General features: G+C 55.0%; 24 protein-coding genes and 1 tRNA gene. 14 read left to right on the top strand and 11 right to left on the bottom strand.

Annotation, left to right across the window (positions count from 1 at the left end; genetic code table 11):
• The 3 genes from V7680_RS02675 to V7680_RS02665 form a co-directional block, all read left to right on the top strand.
• Positions 1-479, top strand: a 479-nt coding sequence (locus tag V7680_RS02675; RefSeq protein WP_335651744.1) for an ExbD/TolR family protein, incomplete at its 5' end; no start/stop codon positions are given.
• 45 nt (positions 480-524) lie between these two features.
• Positions 525-977, top strand: coding sequence for an ExbD/TolR family protein (locus V7680_RS02670; RefSeq protein ID WP_335651743.1), 453 nt, complete (start codon positions 525-527; stop codon positions 975-977).
• Between the two features lie 175 nt (positions 978-1,152).
• Positions 1,153-1,752: a hypothetical protein gene (locus V7680_RS02665; RefSeq protein ID WP_335651742.1), complete on the top strand. Its 600-nt coding sequence runs from the start codon at positions 1,153-1,155 to the stop codon at positions 1,750-1,752.
• A gap of 45 nt (positions 1,753-1,797) precedes the next feature.
• Here the strand turns inward: V7680_RS02665 and V7680_RS02660 are convergent, their stop codons facing one another.
• Positions 1,798-3,612, bottom strand: a complete 1,815-nt coding sequence (locus V7680_RS02660) for an ABC transporter transmembrane domain-containing protein (RefSeq protein ID WP_335651741.1) — start codon at positions 3,610-3,612, stop codon at positions 1,798-1,800.
• Between the two features lie 257 nt (positions 3,613-3,869).
• Here V7680_RS02660 and V7680_RS02655 point away from each other — a divergent pair, with 257 nt between their 5' ends.
• The 3 genes from V7680_RS02655 (at position 3,870) to V7680_RS02645 (ending at position 5,460) form a co-directional block, all read left to right on the top strand.
• A complete protein-coding gene (locus V7680_RS02655) occupies positions 3,870-4,418 on the top strand; it encodes a TspO/MBR family protein (protein WP_335651740.1) in 549 nt (182 codons plus the stop codon).
• A gap of 48 nt (positions 4,419-4,466) precedes the next feature.
• Complete coding sequence (locus V7680_RS02650) at positions 4,467-4,811, top strand: accessory factor UbiK family protein (protein ID WP_335651739.1); 345 nt, start codon at positions 4,467-4,469, stop codon at positions 4,809-4,811.
• A 142-nt stretch (positions 4,812-4,953) separates the two neighbouring features.
• Positions 4,954-5,460 (top strand): YbjN domain-containing protein, encoded by a 507-nt coding sequence (locus tag V7680_RS02645; protein ID WP_335651738.1) that lies wholly within the window; start codon positions 4,954-4,956, stop codon positions 5,458-5,460.
• 26 nt (positions 5,461-5,486) lie between these two features.
• Here the strand turns inward: V7680_RS02645 and V7680_RS02640 are convergent, their stop codons facing one another.
• On the bottom strand, positions 5,487-5,999 hold the full coding sequence (locus tag V7680_RS02640) for a MarR family winged helix-turn-helix transcriptional regulator (RefSeq protein WP_335651737.1): 513 nt from the start codon (positions 5,997-5,999) through the stop codon (positions 5,487-5,489).
• A 102-nt stretch (positions 6,000-6,101) separates the two neighbouring features.
• Between V7680_RS02640 and V7680_RS02635 the strand changes: the two genes are divergently transcribed.
• The 5 genes from V7680_RS02635 to V7680_RS02615 all read left to right on the top strand — a co-directional run bounded on the left by V7680_RS02635 (position 6,102) and on the right by V7680_RS02615 (position 12,245).
• The gene (locus V7680_RS02635) at positions 6,102-7,199 is read left to right on the top strand and encodes a branched-chain amino acid aminotransferase (RefSeq protein ID WP_335651736.1); all 1,098 of its coding nucleotides are present in this window, start codon (positions 6,102-6,104) and stop codon (positions 7,197-7,199) included.
• Between the two features lie 91 nt (positions 7,200-7,290).
• Positions 7,291-7,365: transfer RNA gene (locus V7680_RS02630), tRNA-Gln, on the top strand.
• A 490-nt stretch (positions 7,366-7,855) separates the two neighbouring features.
• The gene (locus tag V7680_RS02625; RefSeq protein ID WP_335651735.1) at positions 7,856-8,551 is read left to right on the top strand and encodes a response regulator transcription factor; all 696 of its coding nucleotides are present in this window, start codon (positions 7,856-7,858) and stop codon (positions 8,549-8,551) included.
• A gap of 2 nt (positions 8,552-8,553) precedes the next feature.
• On the top strand, positions 8,554-9,921 hold the full coding sequence (locus V7680_RS02620) for a FecR family protein (RefSeq protein ID WP_335651734.1): 1,368 nt from the start codon (positions 8,554-8,556) through the stop codon (positions 9,919-9,921).
• Between the two features lie 50 nt (positions 9,922-9,971).
• Positions 9,972-12,245: a CHASE2 domain-containing protein gene (locus tag V7680_RS02615; RefSeq protein WP_335651733.1), complete on the top strand. Its 2,274-nt coding sequence runs from the start codon at positions 9,972-9,974 to the stop codon at positions 12,243-12,245.
• 1 nt (position 12,246) lies between these two features.
• Here V7680_RS02615 and V7680_RS02610 read toward each other — a convergent pair whose 3' ends face one another.
• The 5 genes from V7680_RS02610 to V7680_RS02590 form a co-directional block, all read right to left on the bottom strand.
• Positions 12,247-12,798 (bottom strand): hypothetical protein, encoded by a 552-nt coding sequence (locus V7680_RS02610; RefSeq protein WP_335651732.1) that lies wholly within the window; start codon positions 12,796-12,798, stop codon positions 12,247-12,249.
• 86 nt (positions 12,799-12,884) lie between these two features.
• Positions 12,885-13,118 (bottom strand): hypothetical protein, encoded by a 234-nt coding sequence (locus V7680_RS02605; protein WP_335651731.1) that lies wholly within the window; start codon positions 13,116-13,118, stop codon positions 12,885-12,887.
• A gap of 2 nt (positions 13,119-13,120) precedes the next feature.
• Positions 13,121-14,494: a class II 3-deoxy-7-phosphoheptulonate synthase gene (locus V7680_RS02600; RefSeq protein WP_335651730.1), complete on the bottom strand. Its 1,374-nt coding sequence runs from the start codon at positions 14,492-14,494 to the stop codon at positions 13,121-13,123.
• Between the two features lie 120 nt (positions 14,495-14,614).
• Positions 14,615-15,943 (bottom strand): cell wall hydrolase, encoded by a 1,329-nt coding sequence (locus V7680_RS02595; protein WP_335651729.1) that lies wholly within the window; start codon positions 15,941-15,943, stop codon positions 14,615-14,617.
• Positions 15,944-16,065: 122 nt separating this feature from the next.
• Positions 16,066-17,556: an MATE family efflux transporter gene (locus V7680_RS02590; protein WP_335651728.1), complete on the bottom strand. Its 1,491-nt coding sequence runs from the start codon at positions 17,554-17,556 to the stop codon at positions 16,066-16,068.
• Here V7680_RS02590 and V7680_RS02585 point away from each other — a divergent pair.
• The 3 genes from V7680_RS02585 to V7680_RS02575 are packed head-to-tail and all read left to right on the top strand — an operon-like array spanning position 17,538 to position 20,679.
• Positions 17,538-18,743 (top strand): DUF2891 domain-containing protein, encoded by a 1,206-nt coding sequence (locus tag V7680_RS02585; protein ID WP_335651727.1) that lies wholly within the window; start codon positions 17,538-17,540, stop codon positions 18,741-18,743. The two genes, V7680_RS02590 and V7680_RS02585, sit on opposite strands and share 19 nt — an antisense overlap.
• Positions 18,740-19,915 carry a sensor histidine kinase gene (locus V7680_RS02580; RefSeq protein WP_335651726.1) on the top strand — a complete coding sequence of 392 codons (1,176 nt, stop codon included), beginning with the start codon at positions 18,740-18,742 and terminating at the stop codon, positions 19,913-19,915. Before V7680_RS02585 ends, V7680_RS02580 begins: the two co-directional genes overlap by 4 nt.
• A 2-nt stretch (positions 19,916-19,917) precedes the next feature.
• Positions 19,918-20,679, top strand: a complete 762-nt coding sequence (locus V7680_RS02575) for a LytR/AlgR family response regulator transcription factor (protein ID WP_335651725.1) — start codon at positions 19,918-19,920, stop codon at positions 20,677-20,679.
• Here the strand turns inward: V7680_RS02575 and V7680_RS02570 are convergent.
• The 4 genes from V7680_RS02570 to V7680_RS02555 form a co-directional block, all read right to left on the bottom strand.
• A complete protein-coding gene (locus V7680_RS02570) occupies positions 20,637-21,677 on the bottom strand; it encodes a CaiB/BaiF CoA transferase family protein (protein WP_335651724.1) in 1,041 nt (346 codons plus the stop codon). The two genes, V7680_RS02575 and V7680_RS02570, sit on opposite strands and share 43 nt — an antisense overlap.
• Before the next feature lie 136 nt (positions 21,678-21,813).
• The gene (locus tag V7680_RS02565; protein ID WP_335651723.1) at positions 21,814-22,176 is read right to left on the bottom strand and encodes a PilZ domain-containing protein; all 363 of its coding nucleotides are present in this window, start codon (positions 22,174-22,176) and stop codon (positions 21,814-21,816) included.
• A 191-nt stretch (positions 22,177-22,367) separates the two neighbouring features.
• On the bottom strand, positions 22,368-22,835 hold the full coding sequence (gene dksA / locus V7680_RS02560) for an RNA polymerase-binding protein DksA (protein ID WP_442954959.1): 468 nt from the start codon (positions 22,833-22,835) through the stop codon (positions 22,368-22,370).
• A gap of 737 nt (positions 22,836-23,572) precedes the next feature.
• Positions 23,573-23,884: a hypothetical protein gene (locus V7680_RS02555; protein ID WP_335651722.1), complete on the bottom strand. Its 312-nt coding sequence runs from the start codon at positions 23,882-23,884 to the stop codon at positions 23,573-23,575.
• Positions 23,885-24,015 lie beyond the last annotated feature (131 nt).

The following is a 24,015-nucleotide window of genomic DNA, read 5'->3' as shown; positions in this document are numbered from 1 at the left end:
TATCCGACATTAATACTACCCCACTCGTGGACGTTATGCTGGTCCTGCTGATCATTTTCTTGATCGCGGTCCCGGTGGTTATCCAGTCAGTGGAACTCGAGCTTCCGGTGCTTCCGTTTGAAGTGACCACGACGAAGCGGGAAAATGTACTGCTGTCGGTTACAACGACCGATGCCGCGGGACGTGATCCGGGTGAAGAAGGCTATTCAGGAGCCACTCCTGGCGGCAATTGCCGTGTTTACTGGAACACAACTCCGGTCAATTCCACCGAGTTGGTGACCCGGGCTGTGAAACAGCTGGAAGACCAGATCGACGCCTTCGGCGGAGTAGAAAATATGACACCGGAAGATATGCCGGAAGTCCATATCCGCGGAGACATCAACACGCCCTACAAGTGCATTGGTGGAGCAATCTACACCATGCAGCGCGCCGGGTTCGCGAAAGTGGGCTTTTTGTCCACACCGATTGTCGTCGAATAATTTCGATCGGCAGCTAGACTTATATAAGGTTAAGGAGACGCACGAATGGCAATGAGTGGCGGAAACGATGATGGCGAGCCAATGATGGAGATGAACACGACGCCGCTCATCGACGTCCTGTTGGTTCTTCTCATCATGTTCATCATCACAATCCCTGTGCAAACGCACGCGGTAAAGATCGACCTCCCAGTTGCGGATGATAGTCCGCCGCCGGAAGATTTTGTCGATCCGGTAAAAAACCGTCTCGGGATTACGGCAACCAACCAGATCACCTGGAATGAAAGCCCGGTAACTCTGAACCAGATCAAGCAATATCTGGCACAGACGAAATCGATGGTTCCCGAGCCAGAGCTTCAGTTCCAGCCTGATCCGCTTAGCGCCTATCTGACCACCGACCGTACTTTGGCGGTGATCAAGGACAGCGGCGTGACGAAATTCGGATTTGTCGGTAACGAACAATATGGCAGCTTCAACAAAGCGAGCCGTCTGCCGAACTAGATTCGACACAATGAATTGACAGGGGTCGCGGTAGCAATATCGCGGCCCTTTTTTATGGTGCAGGCCCGACACCAGCCAGACTGTCGTTCTGCAAGAAGGGCTCGGGGACATTGCAGCACGCTTCGTAGTTGCGTGCAGGATGTATCCCATCCAGCCATAACCGGGAGGACAGGCGATGCCAAAGACCACATCAGCGAAAATCGATTTGCTCCTGCTCTGGGTAATCGGGCTGATGCTGGTTTATTCGGCCATCATCTTCATGTCCGCCTATTTGTCCGGAACGGATATGGGCGCATGGGTTTGGGAACGACACCAGAATCTCTTTTCCTGGTATTCGCGCCCCTTGTTCATCATTCCCGCCGCATATTATGCCTATCGGCGGAGAATCTGGCATGTGCTCGGCTTCATGCTGCTGCTCGCCACCAGTCTTTTCTGGTTTGCCGCTCCTGATTCGGCTGATCCGGCGATCAGGGAATATCTGCAATGGGAGGCGGACTTCTTTTTCTCCAACGCGAGCAAGCTACCACTCCTTGCGCTGATCACGGCGGTCCTGATATTCCTGTTCTTGCTGTTTTACGCATTCTGGCAGCGCAATCCCTGGTTTGGTCTGCTGGTGATCAACGTCGGAACCGTCCTGAAAATCATCGTCAGCCTGGCATTGGGGGAAGGGGCGGGTGCAGCCGCCGCCGTCCCGTCGCTTTCCAGCCTGCTGGTGATCAATCTGTTCGCCTATTTCCTCTGGCGTCGTCTCCGAAAGTCGCGGGAAGCAGATTAAGCACAGCGGTGAACCGTTACCACCGCCGCTATAGCGCGAAGCTGGTCAGGACGTGATTTTTGAGCGGCTTGTTTCCGCGCTGCTGAATTGCAGGTCGGCAAGCCGCGCATATAGTCCGTCTTGGGCAATCAGGCTGTCATGGTCGCCCTGTTCTACAATCCGGCCCTCTTCCATCACGATGATCCGGTCAGCCGATCGTACCGTCGCCAGACGATGGGCGATGACGATGGTGGTCCGGTCCTTCATCAAATGATCGAGTGCATCCTGCACCAGCTTTTCGCTTTCGGCGTCCAGCGCGGACGTGGCTTCGTCGAGCAGGAGGATAGGCGTGTTGCGCAGCAATGCGCGCGCGATCGAGATCCGCTGACGCTGACCGCCCGACAGTCGGGTTCCCGCTTCGCCCATGAAGCTGTCCAGCCCTTCCGGTAAGGCGCGAAGGAATTTCTCGGCGTTGGCGACCCGCGCGGCTTCCCAGATCTCTTCGTCGGTTGCATCCCATTTGCCGTATCGCAAATTATCGCGAGCGGAGGCGGCAAATAAAACCGTTTCCTGTGGTACCAGCGCCATGCGTTGCCGGATCTCCGCAGGATCTGCAGAGGGCAGGGCAACACCATCGATCCGCACCGAACCGCCTTGCGGATCGTAAAAGCGCTGAGCGAGCTGGAATAAAGTAGATTTGCCGGCACCGGATGGCCCTACGACCGCAACGGTTTCACCAGGTGAAACGGTGAGGGAAAAATTGCCGAGCGCAACGGTGTCCGGGCGCGTGGGATAGGAAAATGTGACATTGTCGAACGCAATCTGGCCGCGCGAAGGTACGGGCAGGGCGATCGGATTTTCGGGCGCGGCAATACCCGGTTTTTCGGACAGCAATTCGGCCAGCCTTCCCGCTGCTCCGGCGCCCCGTAGCAGATCGCCATAGACTTCTGTTAGGGCACCGAATGCGCCCGCAACCAGACCGCCGGTTAGAACGAAGGCTGCAATTGTGCCTCCGGATATCGACCCTTCTGCGACGCCAATGGCGCCCCGCCACATCAGCATTACGATCCCGGTAAAAATCAAACCAATAACGATAGAGGTCATCGCCGCGCGCAGCCGGATGCGTCGTTTGGCGGTATCGAATGTGGCCTCTACCGCTCCGCTAAACCGTTCATGTTCGCGTTCTTCCTGCCCGAAAGCCTGCACAATTTTCATCGCGCCCAGAGTTTCGGCTACCATTGCCCCGACATCGGCGACCCGGTCCTGGCTGGATCGGGAAACATTGGTCAGTTTCCGACCGATAAAAACAATCGGGAGAATGATTACCGGGATGGCGAGCAACAATCCTGCGGTGAGCGCGGGGGCCAGGGTGAACAGATAGATGATCCCGCCGATACCGATCACGATATTGCGCAATGCTACGGAGACTGTTGTCCCGACGACCTGCTCAATGACGGCCGTGTCGGATGTCATCCGCGAGGAAATTTCAGAGGGCCGGTTTTCTTCGAAAAAGCCGGGAGCGAGGCTGAGTAAATTGCGTTGCACGGCTAGCCTGATATCGGCAACGACGCGTTCGCCGAGCCAGCTGACGAAATAGAAGCGGAAGGCTGTCGCTACAGCAAGTACGGCGACCACCCCCAATAGGCCTTGAAAATATGGCGCAATATCCCCGTTCCCGGCCATAAACCCTTTGTCTATGATAGTTTTAAAGCCCGCGGGGATTGCCAATGTTGCCATTGCGGCCACAAACAAGGACAGCATCGCAAATACTATCGCCTTGGGATAATTGGCGGCGCGTTCGAACACCATCCGCAAATTTCCGATCTTCTTGAGCCGGGCGGGAGGGTCATCTTGTGCACTGGAATTGGTTTTGTCGTTCATGGCAAAGCGCTTAGCAGCACGTCCTGTTTGTCACAATCACTGGATTGTTAGGTTTCTGTGGGGATGTTCCCATTCAACCAACATGGCGATCAAACCGAAAATACCAAGGGCAACGCGCATATTGTCGAAATTTGGATCCCCGCAAAATCGACGGCATAACGCTAGCCAAATGCCGAGAGATTGTTACAAGCATAAAAGGCTTGGGAACGAGCCTACCCGGACGATTCGTGTAATTTTCGATCAAGGATGCTGCCCCTGTGAATCAGATTGCTTCAAAAGGTCAGCTGCGGATGTCCTTGTTCCGGTGGATATTGGTCATCGTCCCGATCACCGTGCTGCTTGGATTCATGTTCAGCCAATTTGCCAATTCCGGTGAAGAAAATCGATGGTTCCAGTCATTGGTAAAACCAGCGGCACAACCGCCAGGCTGGGCATTCGGTGCGGCCTGGGCGCTGCTTTACGCTATGATGGGCACCGCTTTTGCGATGGTGCTCCATGCCCGTGGCGCGCCATTGCGCGTTCCGGCAATCATTTTCTACCTCGTGCAATATGCGCTCAATCTATTCTGGCCGATCCTGTTCTTCGGCATGCACCAGGTTGCGGCTGCCTTTTGGTTTCTGGTCGTTATTTTCCTGTTGGCGCTGGCGACGACGGTGGTTTTTGGACGTATCCGCAAAGCCGCAGCCTGGCTGATGGTGCCTTATCTTGCTTGGCTCTGCTTCGCGGCGGTCCTCAACAAACAAATCGACTTGCTAAACCCTGGCGCCGAAACCCTTGTTGTTCCGGCTGCGCGATCCCAGATATAGACAATCAGTTTTTTCGGGTCCGATGGGCCAGCGACGGAGTTTTATAAAATGCAAAGCCAGAACCGTTTTTTCGATGATATTTCCAAGGTATTGAACGGCCTTGCCGGCACGGTTGCCGGTGTCGGACGCGAAGCCGAAGCCAGCGCACGCGAACGTGCCAAGGAATGGTTTGGCGGCATGGACTTTGTCTCGCGTGAAGAATTCGAAGCGGTGAAGGAAATGGCGGCCAAGGCGCGAGCCGAAGCCGACGCGCTCAAGAAACGTGTCGAAGCGTTGGAAAAGGGCAACGCCGCTCCGGTCAAAAAGTCGGCGACGAAACCCGCTGCCGCTCGCAAGACAGCCACGACCAAACCGGCTGCACGAAAAGCGGCTCCTCCCAAAACTGGTGGCTGATCTAAAGCCCTGATCGACGATCGTCCCCCGTTCATTATCCACAGCGTTCCCACAAACAATGTAGCGGCAGAAGCTTGCTTGCCTTGCCCTGATCCGGCGAGTGGGCCACTACGCTTTCCTGCACAAAGGATCTGGAACCACAATGCTCGACGACCAATGGGAACAGCTTGATCAGGACGAAGCACCACCGGTGGATATGCTGGCGGCTTTTTTCGAGGCGCGTGGCTGGTCGGTCAATCGCGTCGGCGAAGACGAACTATCGGTCGAGATCAAGGGCAACTGGACCAGCTACCAGATGCGTGCAATCTGGCGGAACGAGGACCATGTCCTGCAAATTCTGCTGTTGCCCGAAATTCGCGTTCCGGACGACAAGAAGCCGGTTATTTACGAGACGCTCGGTCTGATAAACGAGCAGCTTTGGCTGGGCCATTTCGATCTATGGTCGAACAATAATATTTTGCTATTCCGCCATGCAACCCTGTTGGGAGGCAGCGGCATGCTGGGTCTTGATCAGGCGCAGACGATTGTTGACCTGGCGATTGAAGAGTGGGAACGATTTTATCCGGTTTTCCAGTTCGTCCTGTGGAGCGACAAGAGTCCCCAAGACGCGATCGAACATGCCATGGTCGATACTGTCGGCGAAGCCTGACTTCGCGGCATCGGCCTAAATCGCGCTCAGCCATTATCTCCGCGCAGGTCAAAAGCCATCTTGCGGTCGCTTGCGGGGATCAGGCCTTCCAGAACATGCCAGAAGCCGGTTACTGATTCTTGTCCGGCCGACACATAGGCGGACGACAGTTTTTCACGCAGCTGGCGAAATAGCTCTGCTTCCAGCCCGGCACCTTTTTCGGTCAAGCGCAGCAATTTCTGGCGTCGGTCGACGATGCCGGGTGAGGTCAGAATGAACTCCCGCTCCTGCAATTCCTTCAACACCCGGCCTAGCGACTGTTTGGTGATCGCCAGCAATTGGAGCAATTCACCCACAGTCAGATCGGGCTGCCGGGCAATAAAATATAATGCCCGGTGATGCGCCCGGCCCAAGCCTTGTGTTACGAGTTCCTGATCAATCGAGTTGGTCAATCTGGTATAGCCGAAATAGAGCAGCTCAATGCCACGCCGGACTTCGTCTTCGCGCAAGAATAGCGGCGAAGCACCAGGGGATGTGGCAGGGCGAGATACGTCAGTCATGTTGACGTATCTTGACAGGCTGATTAGAGGATTGCAAGATAATTGGATTATGCCTCCATCTCTTCCAATGGTTGGCATGTTTCACAGCGAAAGCGGCAGTATATGGCAGATGCGAAAACCCTAGAATTCAACCTGGAGCCCTGCGCTACGCCGGTGCATGCAAGCGAGCGCACCAGATTATTGGAGAATCCGGGTTTCGGTACCTTGTTTACCGATCATATGGCGATGATCCGCTATACCGAAGCCGAAGGATGGCACGAAGCCCGGATCACCAAGCGTGAACCGATCTTGATGGATCCCGCATCCTCGGTGCTGCATTATGCCCAGGAAATTTTCGAGGGTATGAAAGCCTATCGTTTGGCCGATGGGACAACCGCATTATTCCGTCCCGAAGAAAATGCGAAGCGGTTCCAGGCCTCTGCCCGGCGTATGGCGATGCCCGAATTGCCAGAGTCGCTTTTCCTCAAATCTGTTGAAGCTCTGGTCGATATCGACCGCGAATGGTTTCCGTCGGTCGAGGGTGGTTCGCTCTATCTGCGTCCGTTCATGTTCGCCAGCGAAGTGTTCCTCGGCGTCCGCCCGGCGAAGGAATATCTCTATCTGGTGATCGCTTCTCCGGCAGGCGGCTATTTCAAGAGCGGTGCTTCGGCAATCAGCATCTGGGTGTCCGAACATTATAGCCGTGCAGCGCCAGGCGGGACCGGTGCGGCTAAATGCGGCGGTAATTATGCTGGCAGTCTGATCGCTCAGGCCGAAGCGATCGAGAAAAATTGCGATCAGGTCGTTTTCCTCGATGCGGCCGAGCATAGATGGGTTGAAGAGCTCGGCGGCATGAATCTGTTCTTCGTGATGGATGATGGCACGCTGATCACGCCACCATTGAGCGGAACGATTTTGCCGGGCATCACCCGCAATTCGATCATGACGCTCGCCCGCGAAGAGGGCCTGACGGTGGTCGAGGAGCCTTATGCCATCGACCAGTGGCAGGCCGATGCGGCCAGTGGCAAGCTTATCGAAACCTTCGCCTGCGGCACCGCAGCGGTGGTCACGGCGGTCGGTACGGTCCGCTCCAGCGGGGGAGAATTCACCATCGGCGGCGGTGGCCCAGGCCAGTTAACCGAAAAACTGCGGCGTCGGCTTGTCGACATCCAGCGCGGGATTGCACCCGATGATCACGGCTGGGTGAAAAGATTGTTCTAAACTTAGATATAACTGCCTCTTGCCCCTTGAGGGCAAACTGGATAATAGGCCCGTTCACCAGCGCGGTCGGCAGTATCCGATCCTTCGCTATTGGGGTGTCGCCAAGTGGTAAGGCAGCGGCTTTTGATGCCGCCATGCGCAGGTTCGAATCCTGCCACCCCAACCAACTTTCCTTAGATTGATATCGGTTTGACTTGGCGCATCTGCAATTTCTGAACTACGCTTGGCGTTCAGTTCCTGCCATGCCGTGCCCGGTTCGACCGATAACGGATCTTGATGAGGAGGGCCGGATCCCGCCGGATCACTGCCCTGGCTCTGTCGGATGCAATATTGCTGAATGGATGTGCGAAAACGGGATAGATTGAGAATCACTTCTTCAGCAATTCTTGGAACGATAGCTTCGCGCTAATTAATTGTGTTTGCACTATGTCCGGTCAAGTTAGACTCAAATTGGATACTGATATACGTGATCTAAGATACTGAGTTTCAGTACTTTTGTGTGGAATATGTGGAAAGCTAACATGTAAATGGTTGTAAATCAACAATCGTATATCTGGTAAACTCTCTGTAAATGGATAGTAAATCGCAAATCATCAAGTGACCAGAATAAGCGGTGTTCGTGGAGTTAACTCCGGAAAACCGCCGGGAGAACAGAAATGCGTATTGCGATAGCCGATGACGATCCGGAAATTATCGAATTTTTGGGCAAGATAGTCGAGGGACTGGGGTACGTCTATTCCGGCTACGGGGACGGCACCACCCTCACCAACGCATTGTTGCGTGACACGTTTGACCTGGTGATCCTCGATTGGAACATGCCAGGCAAGACCGGCATGGAGATATTGCAATGGATGGGCGGCGCAATCGAAGACTGCCCGCCGGTGATGATGATGACCAGCCGGACAGCCAAGCAGGATGTTAGCGATGCGCTTAACGCCGGGGCTGACGACTATATCACCAAGCCGGAAGACAAGAATGTCATTGCCGCCCGCATTAATGCCTTGTTACGCAGAAACACCGGTGCTTCGGCGATGGAACCGACGGCTGAATATGGTGATTATTTGCTCAATCGCATCGAACAGACGGTTAGGCATGGTGAAACGGAAATCGCATTGACGGCGAAAGAATTCGAACTCGCCGACCTGATGTTCCGTAATCGCGACCGGACCCTGTCACGACGCTATATTATGGAAACGGTCTGGCGTACCAATGCGCATCTCGCCACTCGAACGCTCGACATGCACGTTTCACGTATTCGGTCGAAACTGGCGCTAAAACCGGAAAACGGGTTTCGGATTTTCACGGTTTTCGGCTATGGCTACAGATTGGAGACGCTTGGCAACGGAGGGTAATAGTGTTTGAAGAAGTCCGGAATTTGACTCCATCATCGGGCCTTCGCATTTTTGCCGGTTTTTTGATCGTTGCGCTCGCTTTCGCGCCTAATGAATCGACCGCTCAAAATAGTCGCGATACGGAACAAATTTCCTATGTCTTCAAACGTGGCGACACCCTGTCCGGCCTGGCGAGCAGATATCTGCGCAAACAGTCGGACTATCGTGCGGTCCAGCGCTTAAATCGCATCGCCAATCCGCGCCAGATCCCGATGGGGAAATCCCTTCTTGTTCCTGTTAGTCTGTTAAAATATCGTCCTAGCAAGGCCAGCTTGGTCGCCTTTCGGGGGAATGTTTCGATTGCGGCCGATGGCCAGAATCTGACACCGGTCCAAGGGCTCAGCGTTTCCGAAGGCAGCCGTATCACGACCGCAGCGCTGAGCTTTCTGACGCTGCAACTGGAAGATGGATCACGGGTTTCTCTGCCATCCAACAGCAATGTCAGAATAACCCGTCTCCGCCATATTCTGCTGACCGATAGCGTGGACTATGAAATTGCCGTCGACAAAGGCCGTATCCGGTCGAAAGTCGCACCGTTGCAAAAGAAGGCTGACCGTTATCGCGTTCGGACTCCTGTCGCGGTCTCCGCCGTCCGCGGTACTGATTATCGCACGAGAGTAGACGAAATATCGGGCACGGTCTTTTCCGAAACAGTGGAAGGCGAAGTGGTCGTCGCGGCTGGGAAAAACCTGAATAGCGGTACCCTGATTTCCATACCCGCCGGCACCGGCGCAGCGGCAACAGTGACCGGAGCACTAGCCAAAGCGGAATTGCTGGCTCAGCCGGAACTTTTGGATCCTGCAAAGATACAGTCGGAAGCGGAACTACGGTTTGCGGTTGAACCGCGCGACGCAGCCATTGGTCATCGCATCATGATTGCATCGGATGCGGGCTTTGTTGATATTGTCGCTGAACTTCAGGTGGAGGGCGCAGGTATTAGTCTGCCAACGATTCCCAATGGTCGATATTTTGCCAGGGTGACTGCTCTGGCTGCCGATGGTTTTGAAGGCATGCCGGCGACCTATAGCTTCAAGCGTCAGCTCAGCACTTTGGGCGGCAGCGCCGATTCAGGCGATTTTGGTTATCGGTTCAAATGGTTTGGCGAAGGCGAGGGGCAAAGATTCTATCGGCTCCAGATTGTCAAAGATAGCAAGACCGCTATTCCGATTATCGACGAAGCGGGACTCTCGACGGACACTATCACCTTGTCGGATCTGGCAGATGGAGAATATTATTGGCGCATCGGTGTCATTCAGTTTTCCAGCGATCCGGACGACCGGGAAGCGATCGAAAAATGGACCGATTTTGAAAAATTGACCGTGGTCAACTAACTGCCTGGGTCCCGGATCTTGATCCATTGTCTGGTGAGGCACAGCCACCGATGAAACTGCGTCGGCGTCTCGGTATGGAGTGGCTGGCCGTTGCGTTGCTGGCTTCCTGTGTGGTTGCGGCACTGGCTTATTGGGATAGCCTCTCCCGCCTGGACAACCTGGTCTATGACCAGCTGTCGGGAATTGATCGCCCGGAGCCACCACCGGAAATTCTGATTGTCAAAATTGACGAAGACAGCTTGGCCGCCTTCGGGAAATGGCCGTGGTCCCGGCAGCGGCATGCAGAGCTGTTCGATCAGTTGGCCGCCGGCAATCCCAAGGCGATTGGTTTCGATATTCTGCTCAGCGAGCCCGGGGATGCCGACGATGACGCACGGTTGGCACTTTCGATAGCCGGCAATCCCAATCTGTTTCTGCCGCTCCATTTTGTCTTTCCCGGCAGCAACGGAGCGGAATATGATGTCAAACAGCCGATCGAGCCATTACGCAATGCTGCGGCCGGTATCGGCCATGTGAATCTGGCAATTGACACAGACGGTGTGGTCCGTCGTGCAGCATTATGTTTTGGCGACAAGGCGGCGAAGGCAGATTGGCCGCATCTAATCGAGCTAATCTATCGGTCGGTTCATGGTCTGCCATCACCCGCCTATGATCGTCAGCAAGATTGCGAGCAACGGCTGCTAATGCCCTACGCCGAGCGTGGCGGTTACACATCCATCTCTTATGCGGCGTTAGCCAGCGGGCAGGTGCCAGTCACCTTCGTACAGGATAAGGTCATTCTGATCGGAGCGACGGCCAACGGGCTGGGCGACCAATATCCGGTGCCGCTTGGCGATGGTGGGACGCTCGCCGGAGTTGAAATCATGGCCAATCTTTTCGGTGCTATCGAGCGAGATGATTTTGTCTTCCCACTTTCATTCGTACAGCAACTGTTGTTGTCGCTGCTTCCAACCTGGATATTGCTGATCGGCTTCTGGCGCTGGCGTCCGCGGACCACAATCATCGTCTCGTTCGGCCTGATATTCGCCATTCTGCTAACCAGCGCGATTCTAATGCAACTTGAACTCTGGTTTGCGCCGGCAGCCGCCTTATTGGGTGTTGTTCTGGTATATCCAATCTGGGGTTGGCGACGTCTGCAGGCGACGAGCGACTTCATGGACAGCGAGCTGCAGAATTTCCATCGGTCGAGCGTCGATATTCCGATCATGCATCCCGATCTTGGTCCTGTCGATGTTATCACTGGTCAAGCCGAGAAGCTGACTCACGCGATTTCCCATGTTCGTGATCTGCGGCGGTTCATCAATGACGCACTGAGCAATTTGCCCGACCCGATGTTCATTACCGATCTCGACGACAAGGTGAAATTCGTAAACCGGTTGGCGCAGGCTGGAATGGAAGATGGCGCTCAGAATCTCGCGCTTGATGACATGCTCGATCGCTTTGTTTCACCCGGTGATCTGCAGGGGGTGAATGAATATCTCGATTTGAAAAGCCGACCGACCAAACATGATTATGTCGATTTCACATCGCTTGACGGCGAAATTTTCGCGATGCGCCGTGCGCCGGTCGTGTCTGATGACGGGGTGCTAAAGGGGCATATCCATTATCTCGCGGACATCACCGAGGTTGCCCATGCCGCACAGCAACGGGAGGAAGTGCTGGAATTGCTATCGCATGATATGCGCGCGCCGCAAGCGGCCATTCTGGCGTTGCTGGATGGGCAGGAGCCTGACGACACCACAAGCCGGATCGAAGATCACGCAAGGCGGACACTGGCGCTGGCGGACAATTTTGTCGGATTGGCGCGGATCGAGTCGAGTGAGTTTGAAGGTGAGGATATTTTGCTCGCTGAACTGGTTGCAGAGGCCAGTGACAGTCTATGGCCGCTCAGCAATGCGCGGTCCATTGTCTGCGACCTGGACGATCAGTCTGACGGAGCCTTTGTAAGCGGTGAACCCTCTACCCTCTATCGTTCGTTCGTCAATCTGATCGACAATGCGATCAAATATAGTCCGGAAGGCGGCAAGGTGGAAATCAAGATGAGGGTCACCGAGCTGGATCGACAGCCCCATGTGTCGGTGGCGATTGCCGATGAGGGTGCCGGGATGACGGACGAGATGCTGGGCCAGCTATTCCAACGATTTGCCAGCGATGACCGAGAGGCGCATTCTTCGATCAAAGGGGCAGGGCTGGGTTTAAATTTTGTTGCCAAGGTGATCGAACGGCACGGCGGTCACATCAGAGGCGAAAACCGCCGGACAGGCGGAGCATGCTTCACAGTAGTTTTACCCCTGGCGCCCGAGATCGAAAGTCAGGCCGAGTGATTCATTCAATGCCCTGACGGGTCAGGATAGCACTTTGCGGGGCCTCGGTCGGATCACTGTCCAGTCCGGACAGCGCAGAATCGATCAGAAAAGGCGCGGATTGTGCAATCGTACCGTTGCAGTGATATTCCGCAGCGCTACCTGCATATAGCTTGGCCCCGCGGGATTGATCGAACAGGCTGATGGTCAACCGATGTTCTTGATCCTTGCACGACTGAAATCGCTTTTGCGGTTTGGCGATGGCAATCGATTGGGTACTTTCTTTGTCGCCACCGTCGACCGCGATATCGGCTGGCCGGATCGAGAGCGCGACATGCACCAAGATCGACGCGTCCGGAGAAGACTGATAGCCTTTCGCGATCAATGATTTCGCAACCAGGTCGCGGGTGACCGCCAAGTCACGATTTTCCGGTGAATTTTTTGGGGACAGGGCAAATTGCTTCTGTTCAGCCGCCGCTAAAACCTGATGCGTCAGGGCGCGGGTTTCAATCGGTCCGGCACAGGCGGAAACCGCCATCGTGCCAACCAATATCCATGGGAGTGATCGGTTCATCACGTTCTCCAGCTGAGACTTTACCAGCCCTTTTGATAGTGTGCCTGCCTGATAAAGTCACGAAAATTGGCGTCGAATTGAGAGGCCTATCGTGTCAGTGCGAAGTAAATGACATAGAGCCAGGAGAAAAATCCATGGATGATTGCCCAGAAGATCGACTTATGCGTCGTGAAGCTGATGGCGATGGCAAGAGCGCTGCCAAAGCCAACGCCTTTGCTGACGATCTCCTTGCGGACATAAGTTGCTCCGCGTCTCATCGGTGATTCTCCAGGTGCATAATCTTCCGGGCGCATGCGCTCGGTTCTTGCTTTCTCTACCATGATCAGGCGGCTTCCCGCGCCCGCTCGGAAAGTTCCTGATTGAGCATTTCTGCAAGCAGGAAGGCGAGCTCCAGTGACTGTGCGGCGTTAAGGCGCGGATCGCAGTGGGTGTGATAGCGATCTCCGAGCGATGCATCGGTGACCGCTACTGCGCCACCGGTACATTCGGTAACATTCTGACCGGTCATTTCGCAATGGATGCCGCCAGCGAACGTGCCCTCTGCCCGGTGGACAGCAAAAAAGCCGCGCACTTCGGTGAGGATGCGTTCAAACGGACGGGTTTTGTAACCGCTGTCCGCCTTGATGACATTGCCGTGCATCGGATCGCAGGACCAGATAACCGGATGTCCCGATTGTTTCACCGCACGGACCAGCGGCGGAAGTCCGCTTTCGATCTTGTCGTGACCGAAGCGCGTAATCAACGTGATCCGGCCGGGTTCGTGTGCGGGATTGAGCGTGTCGAGCATCTTTATCAGCGCGTCGGGTGTCAGCGAAGGGCCGCATTTTAGCCCGATCGGATTGCCGATGCCGCGCAGAAACTCGACATGGGCAGAACCCTCGAAACGCGTACGGTCGCCAATCCACAGGAAATGCGCGCTGGTGTCATACCAGTCGCCGGTCAGGCTGTCCTGCCGGGTCAGGCATTGCTCATATGGCAGCAACAGCGCTTCGTGGCTGGTGTAGAAGGAAGTTGCCTTCAATTGTGGCGCCGTATCGGGATTGATGCCGCAGGCTTCCATGAAGGCCAGTGCTTCGCCGATCTGATCGGCCATTTTTTCGAATTTCTTCGCCCATGGGCTTCGCGCCATGAAATCATGGGTCCAGCCGTGTACTTGCTTGAGGTTGGCATAGCCGCCGGTCGAGAAAGCACGGAGAAGATTGAGCGTCGCAGCGGCCTGATTATAGGCGCGGACCATCCGGTCGGGATCAGGATCACGGCGGCTGGCGTCAAATTCGATGCCGTTGATAATATCGCCACGATAGCTGGGCAATTCGACACCATCCTGCACCTCAACGTCCGAAGAGCGCGGTTTGGCAAACTGGCCTGCCATGCGGCCGACTTTAACAATCGGCAGCTTAGAGGCATAAGTCAGCACCACCGCCATCTGCAGGATGACGCGGAATGTGTCGCGGATATTGTTCGGGTGAAATTCTGCAAAACTCTCGGCACAATCTCCACCCTGCAGCAGAAATGCCTTGCCTGCGGCCACTTCGGCCAAATCCTTCTTCAGACTGCGCGCTTCACCGGCAAAGACCAGCGGTGGATAGCTGCCAAGCAGTTCTTCCGTTTCCGCCAGTTTGGCGGCGTCGGGATAGTTGGGCATGTGCAGGCCTTCAAAATCCCGCCAGCTATTTGCCGTCCAATTCGTCGCCATCAGAGCGCTCCGTTCCGTTTCCTATAAAATCGAGAGCCTTTAGGCGGGAGTCAAGAGCGATGGCAAGGAAAACCCATTGTTGGTTGCCAGCGAAACTATTGGGGCGCCGACTGCTTGGGTCTAGCCTCCAGGCTTGTTCTTCCAGCTTCCGCTATTACGGAATTCAGGCCTGATCTGGCTGACATCGGGAAGCTTCTGTCCTGCGAAGGCGCTGTCGCCCCCTTTGGCTTTGGCTTCCCTGCTGTAATTGGGCGCCTGATAGGATCGCGGTGCATTAACATCCAGAGCCGGAATAGCCCGATCATGCCGACGGGCATTGTCAGCAGCCAGAGCAGCCGCTTTCTCGGATTGCGCTGCTTCGGCTTCGGCTTTGCGCCGTCCGGCCTCATAGGCTTTTTCAAGCGCAATCGGATCGAGCGACGAGCTGCTATCCGTATTGTTGCCGGTAATCACGCTGCGCGGCTTAGGTGCCGGCAACGGCTCGCCGCCGCGATAGCGCTGGCTGAAGGCGCTTGCCTTGCCGGCACTGCCTTTCCAGCTGTAGAAACGATGCGCGCCGACGGTTCCCAGAAACCGCAGACTTGGTGCCCAATAAGGATAGACATAAGTCGCGTGATAATGGGTCGCAGTGCCTACGGAAGTATAGCTTGTTCCGGCCAGTGCTTCTGCAGCGACCTTCTTTGCCCGGTCCCAATGAAAACGTGCTGCTTTGCGGCGGAGGGAACCATCGCAAGTATAAGAAAACTGGCATCCCGTCTTGCGCTCGCTGCCCTGATAGATCACGCCACACACTGTGCCCGGATAGCTGGGGTGGCGGACGCGGTTCAATATGACTTGAGCGACACCGCGTTGACCGGCATCCGGCTCCATCCCGGCCTCATAATAGATCGCCTGGGTCAGGCAATGCAGCGCCCGGCTGTCGTCAATCGGGGAGCCGCGAAAGGCGATCGGCCGAATAAGATTTGCCGTCGCCGCCTGATCACGATCATTCATGAGCCCATCCGACAGGCCATCGATCGTTCCGGTGCCTGACTCCGCAAGCGGATCATTGCCCAACCCGCCGTAGTTTTTCGGGACAGCATAATTGGGGTCGATGAAATAAAAGGCCGAGCCCGCAAAATTGTCCTCAGCCCGTTCGACCGATTGCAACCGGGGGTCGCTGGGGTTGAATTGCTGCGCATCGACGCTCGCTTGCGGCATGGTTGTCGGGACCAAGATCAGGCCGATCAGGACTAGAGCGGTCAATATCCGTTCGCGAACCGACAGTCTCATGAAGAATTTGGCCGGTGCAGGCTGTGATGGAGAGTTGGTATTTTGTGCGGCCTCGAGAGGTTCCGCCCGGGCCGGATCCTTGTCGATCATGGTTAACGCTTCCGGAGCCCTGCTACCTTGTCCGTAATCGGGAATATGGCCGCTCAGATGCGGAACATAAGGAGGAGGAACACGCACGGATTGTCTAATTACCTGATGAAGCCCAACCGGGCGGATCAAGCCGTACATAGCCGATTTTTATAAGGCTCGCGCGGAGCAAAAAGACACTGTTCCATCGCGGGACGCGGTTGATGGGCAAATTAACTGGTTAACGCGGCCCGTCGCTCCCGGATGCCGACCAGATATTGCGCAACCATATATCCGATCACACCGAAAATTATGCCGCCGAAGGCCGGCCCGATAACAATACCGTCCAGTCCGTAAAATTCGCGGCCGAGCCACAGAAAGGGAACAAGCCCGAGCGTGTTGCGCAGCCAGTTCGTCAAGGTCGACCAGGCCGGCCGGCCGAGATTATTGCAGGCGGCATTGCCAATGAACAGCATGCCGTTGAAGAAGAACAGGGGGGTCAGCACGGCGGCAAATAGCCAGAACACGTGACGGCCTTCTCCAACAAGGTTGAACGCGTCGCTGATAGGATCACTGAGCAGGTAAAGGATCGGCCAGATTGCGAGCGTATAGATCAAGGCAAACAGGGTGGCCTGCTTGATCGTGATACGAATCCGGTCAAATTTCAGCGCACCGAAATTCTGTCCGATGATCGGTCCTACGGCGCCGGACAACGAGAACAGCAAGCAGAAAGCCACCGGTACGACCCTGCCCACGACCGCAAATCCGGCGATCACATCATCGGAATAATCAGCGATGAAGCGGTAGGAAATGAAGCCTCCGATCGGTGTGGCAACATTGGTCAGGATCGCTGGGAGCAAGATTGCCATGATCGGTCTCATGTCCTCGCGAAAAAGGAGTAGAGAAAAGCGGTTGAAGCCCCCGTAACTTTTCAAGATCGGGGAGATAGCAAACATTGTCGAAACAAGGGCTGCGCAGGCGCTGGCAATCGCGGCGCCCTGCATGCCCCAGTCAAAGCCGAAGATGAATATCGGATCGAGAATGGCATTGGTGATGCCCATGCTGAGCGTCACGTTCATCGCCCGCCGCGCTGCGCCATGGGCGCGCAGAAAACCGGAACAGACCATGGCTGCAACGCTGAACGGCATGAATGGGGCGATGATCCGAATATAGTTCGTGGCTGCCTGATTAGCGGCCCCGTCCGCTCCGGCCAGCTCGAGAATTTCGGGAGCGAAAATGAAAAACAGCGCAGCCAACGGAATCAACAGCATCATGCTGAGCACCAGTATATTGGTCAGATAACGCCGGGCCTGCTGCGGATCGCCTTGGCCGATATGGCGGGAGGCAAGCGCACTGGTGGCAATCATAAGGCCGATGTGGAAGGCCGTGCCAAAATACAGGACCGTGGCAGCAAAACCCATCGCGGCGGTCAGAGCGCTGTCGCCCAGTTGCGCGATATAAAGCAGATCGACAAAGTCGACGATGAACATTGTCAGCAGACCAATGCTCGCTGTCAGTGACATTGTTGCGATATGCCGCAAGGGGCTACCGGTCAGAAATATGGCGGGTTGTGTCGCGACTTTATCTGTTCCACTGCAAATCGCCTGGCCGAAACTGGCAATGGCGGAAGAGATGTTTTGCCCTATAGCCTTTTGCCAAGGGGTCAATTCATCTCTAATAGAAATTGATCTTTGGAGGGCGTTGAATGGTCTACAGAAAAGCATTGGTCGTGTTGATGATCTCGACACTTGCGGGTTGTTCGGTGGCCGAGGAAGATGATCGACAGTCGTCGCAAGAGCGCGATGTTTTCGAACGTAAAAATGTCGCGCCCGATCCGGCCGCCAATAGTCTGACACCGCGCAAAGCAGAGCATGCTTATGCGCGGATAGCGCTCAGCTGCCTCAACAAACAATATCCCAACAAGATAAGCCATGTGTTGAACAGCGCGGCGGATGTGGCGGAGCCGTCAAAGCTGACACCGGTTTTCTATGGCTGTTTTGACTGGCACAGCGCTGTTCACGGCCATTGGTTGCTGACCCGTCTTTGGGGGCAGGATCTGGTTCCCGAGATGGATGAAGAGATCGCTGCGGCGCTTGGCGCGAATTTCACCGCGGAAAAAATTGCCGGTGAATTAGCCTATTTTAGCGCAGATGACCGCAAGGCATTCGAGCGTCCTTATGGAATTGCATGGTTCCTGCAACTGACCGCCGAATTGCGCGAGATCGCGGCTGGCGAGGGTGGCAAGGCGGAGCAAGCAAAGGCCTGGCTCGCGCAACTGGAACCGCTCGAGGCGGTGATTGTTGGGAATATCAAGGATTGGTTGCCAAAACTGGCCTATCCCATCCGGCTGGGGACTCACAACCAGTCCGCTTTTGCATTCGGACTGTTTCTCGATTGGGCCGAGCGCAGCGGTGACAATGAAATGACTGTTCTGGTGCGCGACAAGGCTTTGGCTTTCCATCGCAAAGACCGGAACTGCCCGATGGCTTATGAGCCTTCTGGAGAGGACTTCCTGTCTTCCTGCCTGATGGTGGCCGACTTGATGCGGCGGGTGATGGATGAAGGTGAATATGCCGGCTGGCTGTCTGATTTTCTGCCTGCAATTCCGACCGATGGCAGCAGTGAGTGGCTAGCAGTCGGTATCGTCAATGACCCGACCGACGGTAAACTCGTGCATCTCGACGGTCTCAATCTTTCACGCGCATGGGCGCTCGAAGGCATGGCTTCCGCGCTTCCTGATGGCGATAAACGTCGAGCTTCGCTCCTTGCGTCAGCGACCCTGCACGGCGATTCCGGAGAGGAATCTGTTCGTACGCCGCATTATGCAGGCAGTCACTGGCTGGCCAGTTTTGCAACCTATTGGCGCACCCGGAGGGGGATCGACGCAAGCGACAGTAATCCAGCTTCGTGAAGCTCGAATCGGCCCGTGATTTGGCACAAGATGCCGGGGTTCGAACCCGCTCGGTGCTCGACCGCTTGTTCCCGGTCAACCAGGCTTTGGCAATCAAGTCGATGTTCGGCATATGGGGTGCCTATTTCCTGTTTGTAACGAGCCGTTTTCTTTACAGAATGCAGGAAAATGCAGACGCATTATTCTTCCAGCGTATCTTGATGACCAGCGTCTGTATCACCGTCACCTGGTTGCTGTACCGGCTGCTCATTGCGGTGCGCCGCAATGGTATGGGGGCGGCGATATTCATGCTTACCTTGCCGACCATGATCCTGGCCAATTATATCGCCATTCTTGATCAGATCATCTTCGATCATGATGCGGCAATGCTCGACTTTTCCTACCTGTTTGATCCGGTTAATTTGGTTACTTTCGACTGGGCCTATGTTCTGGACGAGGCCTTCACCCGCTATTTCATTCTCGCCAGTTGGGGCGCGCTATATCTAGCCTTGGCCCATAGTCGGGATTTGCAGCAGATGATGGTGCATAGTCGACGGCTGGAACAATTGAATCGGGAAAGTGAACTACGGGCGCTGCGTTATCAATTGAACCCGCATTTCGTCTTTAATGCCCTGAACTCGGTAAGCAGCCTGATCATCGATCGAAAAAACCAGCAGGCAGAAAAACTGGTGGATGATCTTGCTGATTATATGCGCTCGGTGTTGACTGATGGCGCTCAGGATATGGTAGCGGTAGAACAGGAAATCGCGCAGCAGGTTCGCTATCTAGAGATTGAACGCATGCGTTTTCCTGATCGGCTCAGCTATACAGTCGATATCGACCCAGCTGCAAATGGTTGGAGTATTCCAGCGCTGATCATCCAGCCACTGATTGAAAATGCGGTAAAATACGGTGTTTCAGGAACGGACCAGCCGGTCAATATCATCATCTCTGCACATAGAGAGGGCGATCGCCTCCGGATCAGCATCGAGAATGATGGCCGGGTACAAACACCAACTGGTCTTTCCCAGGACCGCACTGCCGGGACCGGGACCGGTCTCATCAACATCCAGGATCGCTTGAAAGCACTATATGGTCAGAATGCCTCGTTGTTATTGGCCAATAACAAGGCGGGGATGGCCTCCGCGACCATTGTCCTGCCGGATCCATCCCTGATTTTTCAGGACATCTGAACATGACGACAAGCCTGCCATCGGTCCTGATTGTCGATGATGAGCCGCTCGCCCGTTCCCGGCTCAAGGCATTGTGTGAACGGACCAAGCTTTTCGGGAATATGGATTTAGCCAATGGTGGCCTTCAGGCCTTGGAGAAAATCAGGCAGCTAGAGCCCGATATCATGTTGCTAGACGTCGACATGCCCGATTTGTCAGGTCTCGGAGTAGCGGAATATTGCGGGGGCTTGCCGCGAACTCCGCAGATTATTTTCACGACCGCGCACAATAAATATGCGGTGCAGGCATTCCGGCTGGAAGTAACGGATTATCTATTGAAGCCAGTCAAGGAAGGGCAGCTAAGAGAGGCTGTCGAGCGCGCCATTGTCAACATCGCACGCAACCGCCGGGACCAGGAACCGCAAATCGCGCAACTTCTTTGGGTGCAGGATGGAACGGGATCACTACAACTTAATATTCTGGATATTGAATGGGTTGAAGCGGAACGGGACTATATGCGTCTCTATCTGCGGGGGCGTAGTTTTCTGTTGCACCAATCCATGCGGTCTTTGGAGGACCAATTGCCCGACAGTCTGTTTGTCCGCGTTCACCGGTCTGCCATCGTCCGGCGTGATTGCATTGCGGAAGTTCGCCGAAAGGGGCGCAAGCGATTTGTAATTCTGCAGGACGGCAATGAGTTGACGATTGGTCCCCGCTACGCTGATCGAGTCATTGACATGGGTCAGGCAGGGCGCTTGGGTGGATCCGAAACCGTAACCGAATAACGCGGGGCTGGTGCCGGTTGCTTCATCCCTCCGACATCGACAAAAGTTTCTCTTGCGACATTGTGGGGATGTTCTTTCGCTTCTGCGAGCGACAGAACTGGCGCAAAGCAGATGTCCGTTCCTTCCATCAAATCGCACCATTGCGAGCGGGTCTTGGATTTGAATAGCGTCGTCAGCTTTTCCTTCAGCGCTGGCCATTGTCTGGGATCCATCTGCGCGTCGAAAGCGGAATCCTCCGTGAGGCCTGCTATTTGACGGAGCTGTGCATAAAATTGCGGTTCTATGGAACCGATCGAGACATATTTGCCATCCGACGTCTCGTAGCTGTCGTAAAAATGCGCACCGGTATCCAGCAGATTGACGCCCCGCTCGTCTTTCCAGTGACCAACATTGTGAAAGTCGAAGATCATGGCCATCAATGCAGCGGAACCGTCGGTCATTGCGCAATCGACAACCTGACCAGTGCCTCCGGTCTTGGCATGGAGAAGAGCGGAAACCATGCCCAGCGCAAGCATCATTCCGCCGCCGCCGAAATCGCCAACCATATTGATTGGTGGGGTTGGTTTTTCACCAGCTCTGCCAAAGGCATGCAAGGCGCCGGATATCGAAATATAATTGATGTCATGCCCTGCTGCTGAAGCCAGCGGACCGGTTTGCCCCCAACCCGTCATCCGACCATAAACCAGGCCCGGATTGTCAGCGAGCAATACATCGGGCCCCAGGCCGAGCCGCTCCATCACACCGGGACGGAAACCCTCGATCAACCCGTCGGCATTCTTTACCAGATTCCGCGCAGTCTCGATCCCTTCCGCCGACTTGAGGTCAACCTCGACCAGATTGCGAGAGCGGGAAAGCGCGAGACGTGGATCCGGGGCGCCGCCGGCGCGATGTAGAACGGTGACTGTAGCACCCTGATCAGCGAGCATCATGCCGCAAAAAGGGCCGGGACCTATTCCGGCAAATTCGATGATATTGATACCCTTTAGCGGCCCTGCCATGCCAAAACTCCCGTTTAATCGATTGATTAACAGGTCCTATGCAGGGAAGTTATTCTAATCAAGCTTTATGTGGAAGTCTGAGCCGCTCTCTACTGAGAGCACTGGCTATTTTGCAAAGAGAGGAACCTTAAGCCGGTTAACGCAAATAGCGTGGCAAATCCGATTTCTTCTGTCCGACAGGTTGCCTTGCCAGTTTGGGGTCGATCGGATGATCGAAGGCGACGCCGAATCTACCTTGGGCAACCCAAGCAACATAACCGGTAATCCGGCCAATGTTGCGCAGTTCCATTTGGACATTGTCGCCACGTTTAGCGAGAACCGGTGCTTCAGCCATTAGCCCACCTGCCGACAAGTTGCGGATACGCACTTCACCACAGTCATCGCCGTCAATGAAACGCAGCGCTGCTTTCAGAAACAGGCTGTCCCGATCAAGCTGACGCTTCGGATGATCAACCGCCTGACTATTCATCTTCAGACTATCGTCAAATGTTTCTTTCATACGATTCCCGCAGTCGATAAATGTAAAACCATGTTTCGTAAAACGAGAAATAGTGCAGAAATAGTGCAGATTTGGTTAATGTCCGGCTGTTTTTTCCGAGGGTGAATTTGCACCACTGCGCTGGATCAAGCTAGTGTTCCGACCTTTAGGCAGCATAACTGTTAATTATTTCGCCGAGGCAGTAACTTATATCACTGATCGCGTGAAATTTTCTCGTTTCGTTCATGCGCTTCCTGCGCTTCCACGGTCATTGTCGCTATCGGTCTGGCCTTCAGCCGGTCGAGCGAGATTTGTTCGCCGGTGACCTGACAATAGCCATATTCGCCTTCGTCAATCCGTCGCAATGCCGCATCAATTTTGGAAGTCAGCTTGCGTTGACGGTCGCGGGTCCGCAGCTCCAGTCCCCAGTCGGTTTCGCTCGATGCGCGGTCATTCAGGTCGGCTTCCTGAATCGGACCATCCTGCAAATGTGCCAGGGTTTCTTTGGATTCTTCAATGATTTCTTGTTTCCATTTTTTCAAGGCTTGCTTGAAAAAAGCGAGCTGCTGCTCGTTCATAAACTCTTCGTCTTCGCTCGGCTCATAGCCGTCTGCAAGGACCAGATCTGCGCCATTTGCGCTATTTTTTCCGGATGCTTTTTTTACCGAGGATGCCAACATACTCTCCAAACATCTCCCCTCCCGAATCCGGGAGGTTGAAACCATTTACACGGCGGGCCTATACCCAGCACACCTAGCGGAAACAAGGCGCAAAATTGTTGTCATTCCATTAATCCTCAAATGGGAAAACTTCGAGCACCTAAAACTTGATGCGATGTATTTTCCAAAGCCCTTCAAGCGGATATGGCTCAACCTTAGGCCGCCTCAGAATTTCCGGATCTGTTCGGGCTTTGGCAATAATAGCATCTTCAACGGTTCCAATTCGGGACATTAACCGTGGTTGGATACAAGCTGCTAAGGTTTTTTGCCATTTTGAATCGATAAACAGGGTTAACGCAATTGTAGTTTACGATTTCTTCTGCGTTTCTAATGCATGTCGAGAGAGCGAAAAGGAATGTCAGCGGTTGAATGCTGATTGACCGGTCGCCTCCACAGCGGAAGAGAGATGATATTATGTCGGTACGGATGGCTCTAGCAAAATTATGCGCTTGCACTTGCGGCGGGGCACTGATTGGCGGCGGCGCAGTTCACGTGTCAGAAGCGCCTACGGCACCCTATGTGAAGCAGGTTTCAAAGAAGAAGCCGGTTCGCGCACGGATGGTCCGCAAAGGTGAGCCCGCTCGTAAGATCAAACGCACGCGGCGTACTGTGACTAAAACTGTGACAGCTTGTCAGCCGACGGTCGTGACGATTGCTCAGACTCCGGCGGCGCAACCGATCCCGCTTCCCCTGCCTCCTTATATGCCACCTGCTCCACCGATGCAGGATGGTGGCAGCTCTGTGCCTGTCGTGATTGGCGGCAGCGGCGGATATGGCGGCGGCGTCGGCGGCGGTTTCTTCGGCGGTTTCTTTGGTGGCGGTGGCGGCTCCGGCGGGGGAAGTGTTGTAATTTCCTCTACCAGCAGCGGCGGATCATCAAGCACATCTTCCGGCGGCAGTTCGACGAGCGGTGGTTCGACCAGCACATCCACTGGCGGCGTTACCAGCACCGGTGGTTCAACCAGTACCTCTACCGGCGGCGTAACCAGTACCGGCGGTTCAACCAGCACATCTACCGGAGGCAGCAGTTCGTCTTCATCTAGTTCATCCAGCAGCTCTTCGAGTAGCTCGTCTAGTTCCAGCGGCGGTGACGGCTCAACCGGTGGAAAAGGTGGCTCGGGCGGGCATGGCGGTTCAGGTG

Source organism: Parasphingorhabdus sp., from assembly GCF_036963705.1.
In the GTDB taxonomy this organism is placed as follows: domain Bacteria; phylum Pseudomonadota; class Alphaproteobacteria; order Sphingomonadales; family Sphingomonadaceae; genus Parasphingorhabdus.
The sequence above is the reverse complement of the archived record's forward strand: the minus strand, read 5'-3'. Positions and strand labels throughout refer to the sequence as shown.

Coding starts and splice junctions, on each gene's coding strand:
- V7680_RS02670 (WP_335651743.1), top strand. CDS start 525: ATGGCAATGAGTGGCGGAAACGATGATGGCGAGCCAATGATGGAGATG.
- V7680_RS02665 (WP_335651742.1), top strand. CDS start 1,153: ATGCCAAAGACCACATCAGCGAAAATCGATTTGCTCCTGCTCTGGGTA.
- V7680_RS02660 (WP_335651741.1), bottom strand. CDS start 3,612: ATGAACGACAAAACCAATTCCAGTGCACAAGATGACCCTCCCGCCCGG.
- V7680_RS02650 (WP_335651739.1), top strand. CDS start 4,467: ATGCAAAGCCAGAACCGTTTTTTCGATGATATTTCCAAGGTATTGAAC.
- V7680_RS02645 (WP_335651738.1), top strand. CDS start 4,954: ATGCTCGACGACCAATGGGAACAGCTTGATCAGGACGAAGCACCACCG.
- V7680_RS02640 (WP_335651737.1), bottom strand. CDS start 5,999: ATGACTGACGTATCTCGCCCTGCCACATCCCCTGGTGCTTCGCCGCTA.
- V7680_RS02635 (WP_335651736.1), top strand. CDS start 6,102: ATGGCAGATGCGAAAACCCTAGAATTCAACCTGGAGCCCTGCGCTACG.
- V7680_RS02625 (WP_335651735.1), top strand. CDS start 7,856: ATGCGTATTGCGATAGCCGATGACGATCCGGAAATTATCGAATTTTTG.
- V7680_RS02615 (WP_335651733.1), top strand. CDS start 9,972: ATGAAACTGCGTCGGCGTCTCGGTATGGAGTGGCTGGCCGTTGCGTTG.
- V7680_RS02610 (WP_335651732.1), bottom strand. CDS start 12,798: ATGAACCGATCACTCCCATGGATATTGGTTGGCACGATGGCGGTTTCC.
- V7680_RS02605 (WP_335651731.1), bottom strand. CDS start 13,118: ATGGTAGAGAAAGCAAGAACCGAGCGCATGCGCCCGGAAGATTATGCA.
- V7680_RS02600 (WP_335651730.1), bottom strand. CDS start 14,494: ATGGCGACGAATTGGACGGCAAATAGCTGGCGGGATTTTGAAGGCCTG.
- V7680_RS02585 (WP_335651727.1), top strand. CDS start 17,538: ATGGTCTACAGAAAAGCATTGGTCGTGTTGATGATCTCGACACTTGCG.
- V7680_RS02590 (WP_335651728.1), bottom strand. CDS start 17,556: ATGCTTTTCTGTAGACCATTCAACGCCCTCCAAAGATCAATTTCTATT.
- V7680_RS02575 (WP_335651725.1), top strand. CDS start 19,918: ATGACGACAAGCCTGCCATCGGTCCTGATTGTCGATGATGAGCCGCTC.
- V7680_RS02570 (WP_335651724.1), bottom strand. CDS start 21,677: ATGGCAGGGCCGCTAAAGGGTATCAATATCATCGAATTTGCCGGAATA.
- V7680_RS02565 (WP_335651723.1), bottom strand. CDS start 22,176: ATGAAAGAAACATTTGACGATAGTCTGAAGATGAATAGTCAGGCGGTT.
- dksA (WP_442954959.1), bottom strand. CDS start 22,835: ATGTTGGCATCCTCGGTAAAAAAAGCATCCGGAAAAAATAGCGCAAAT.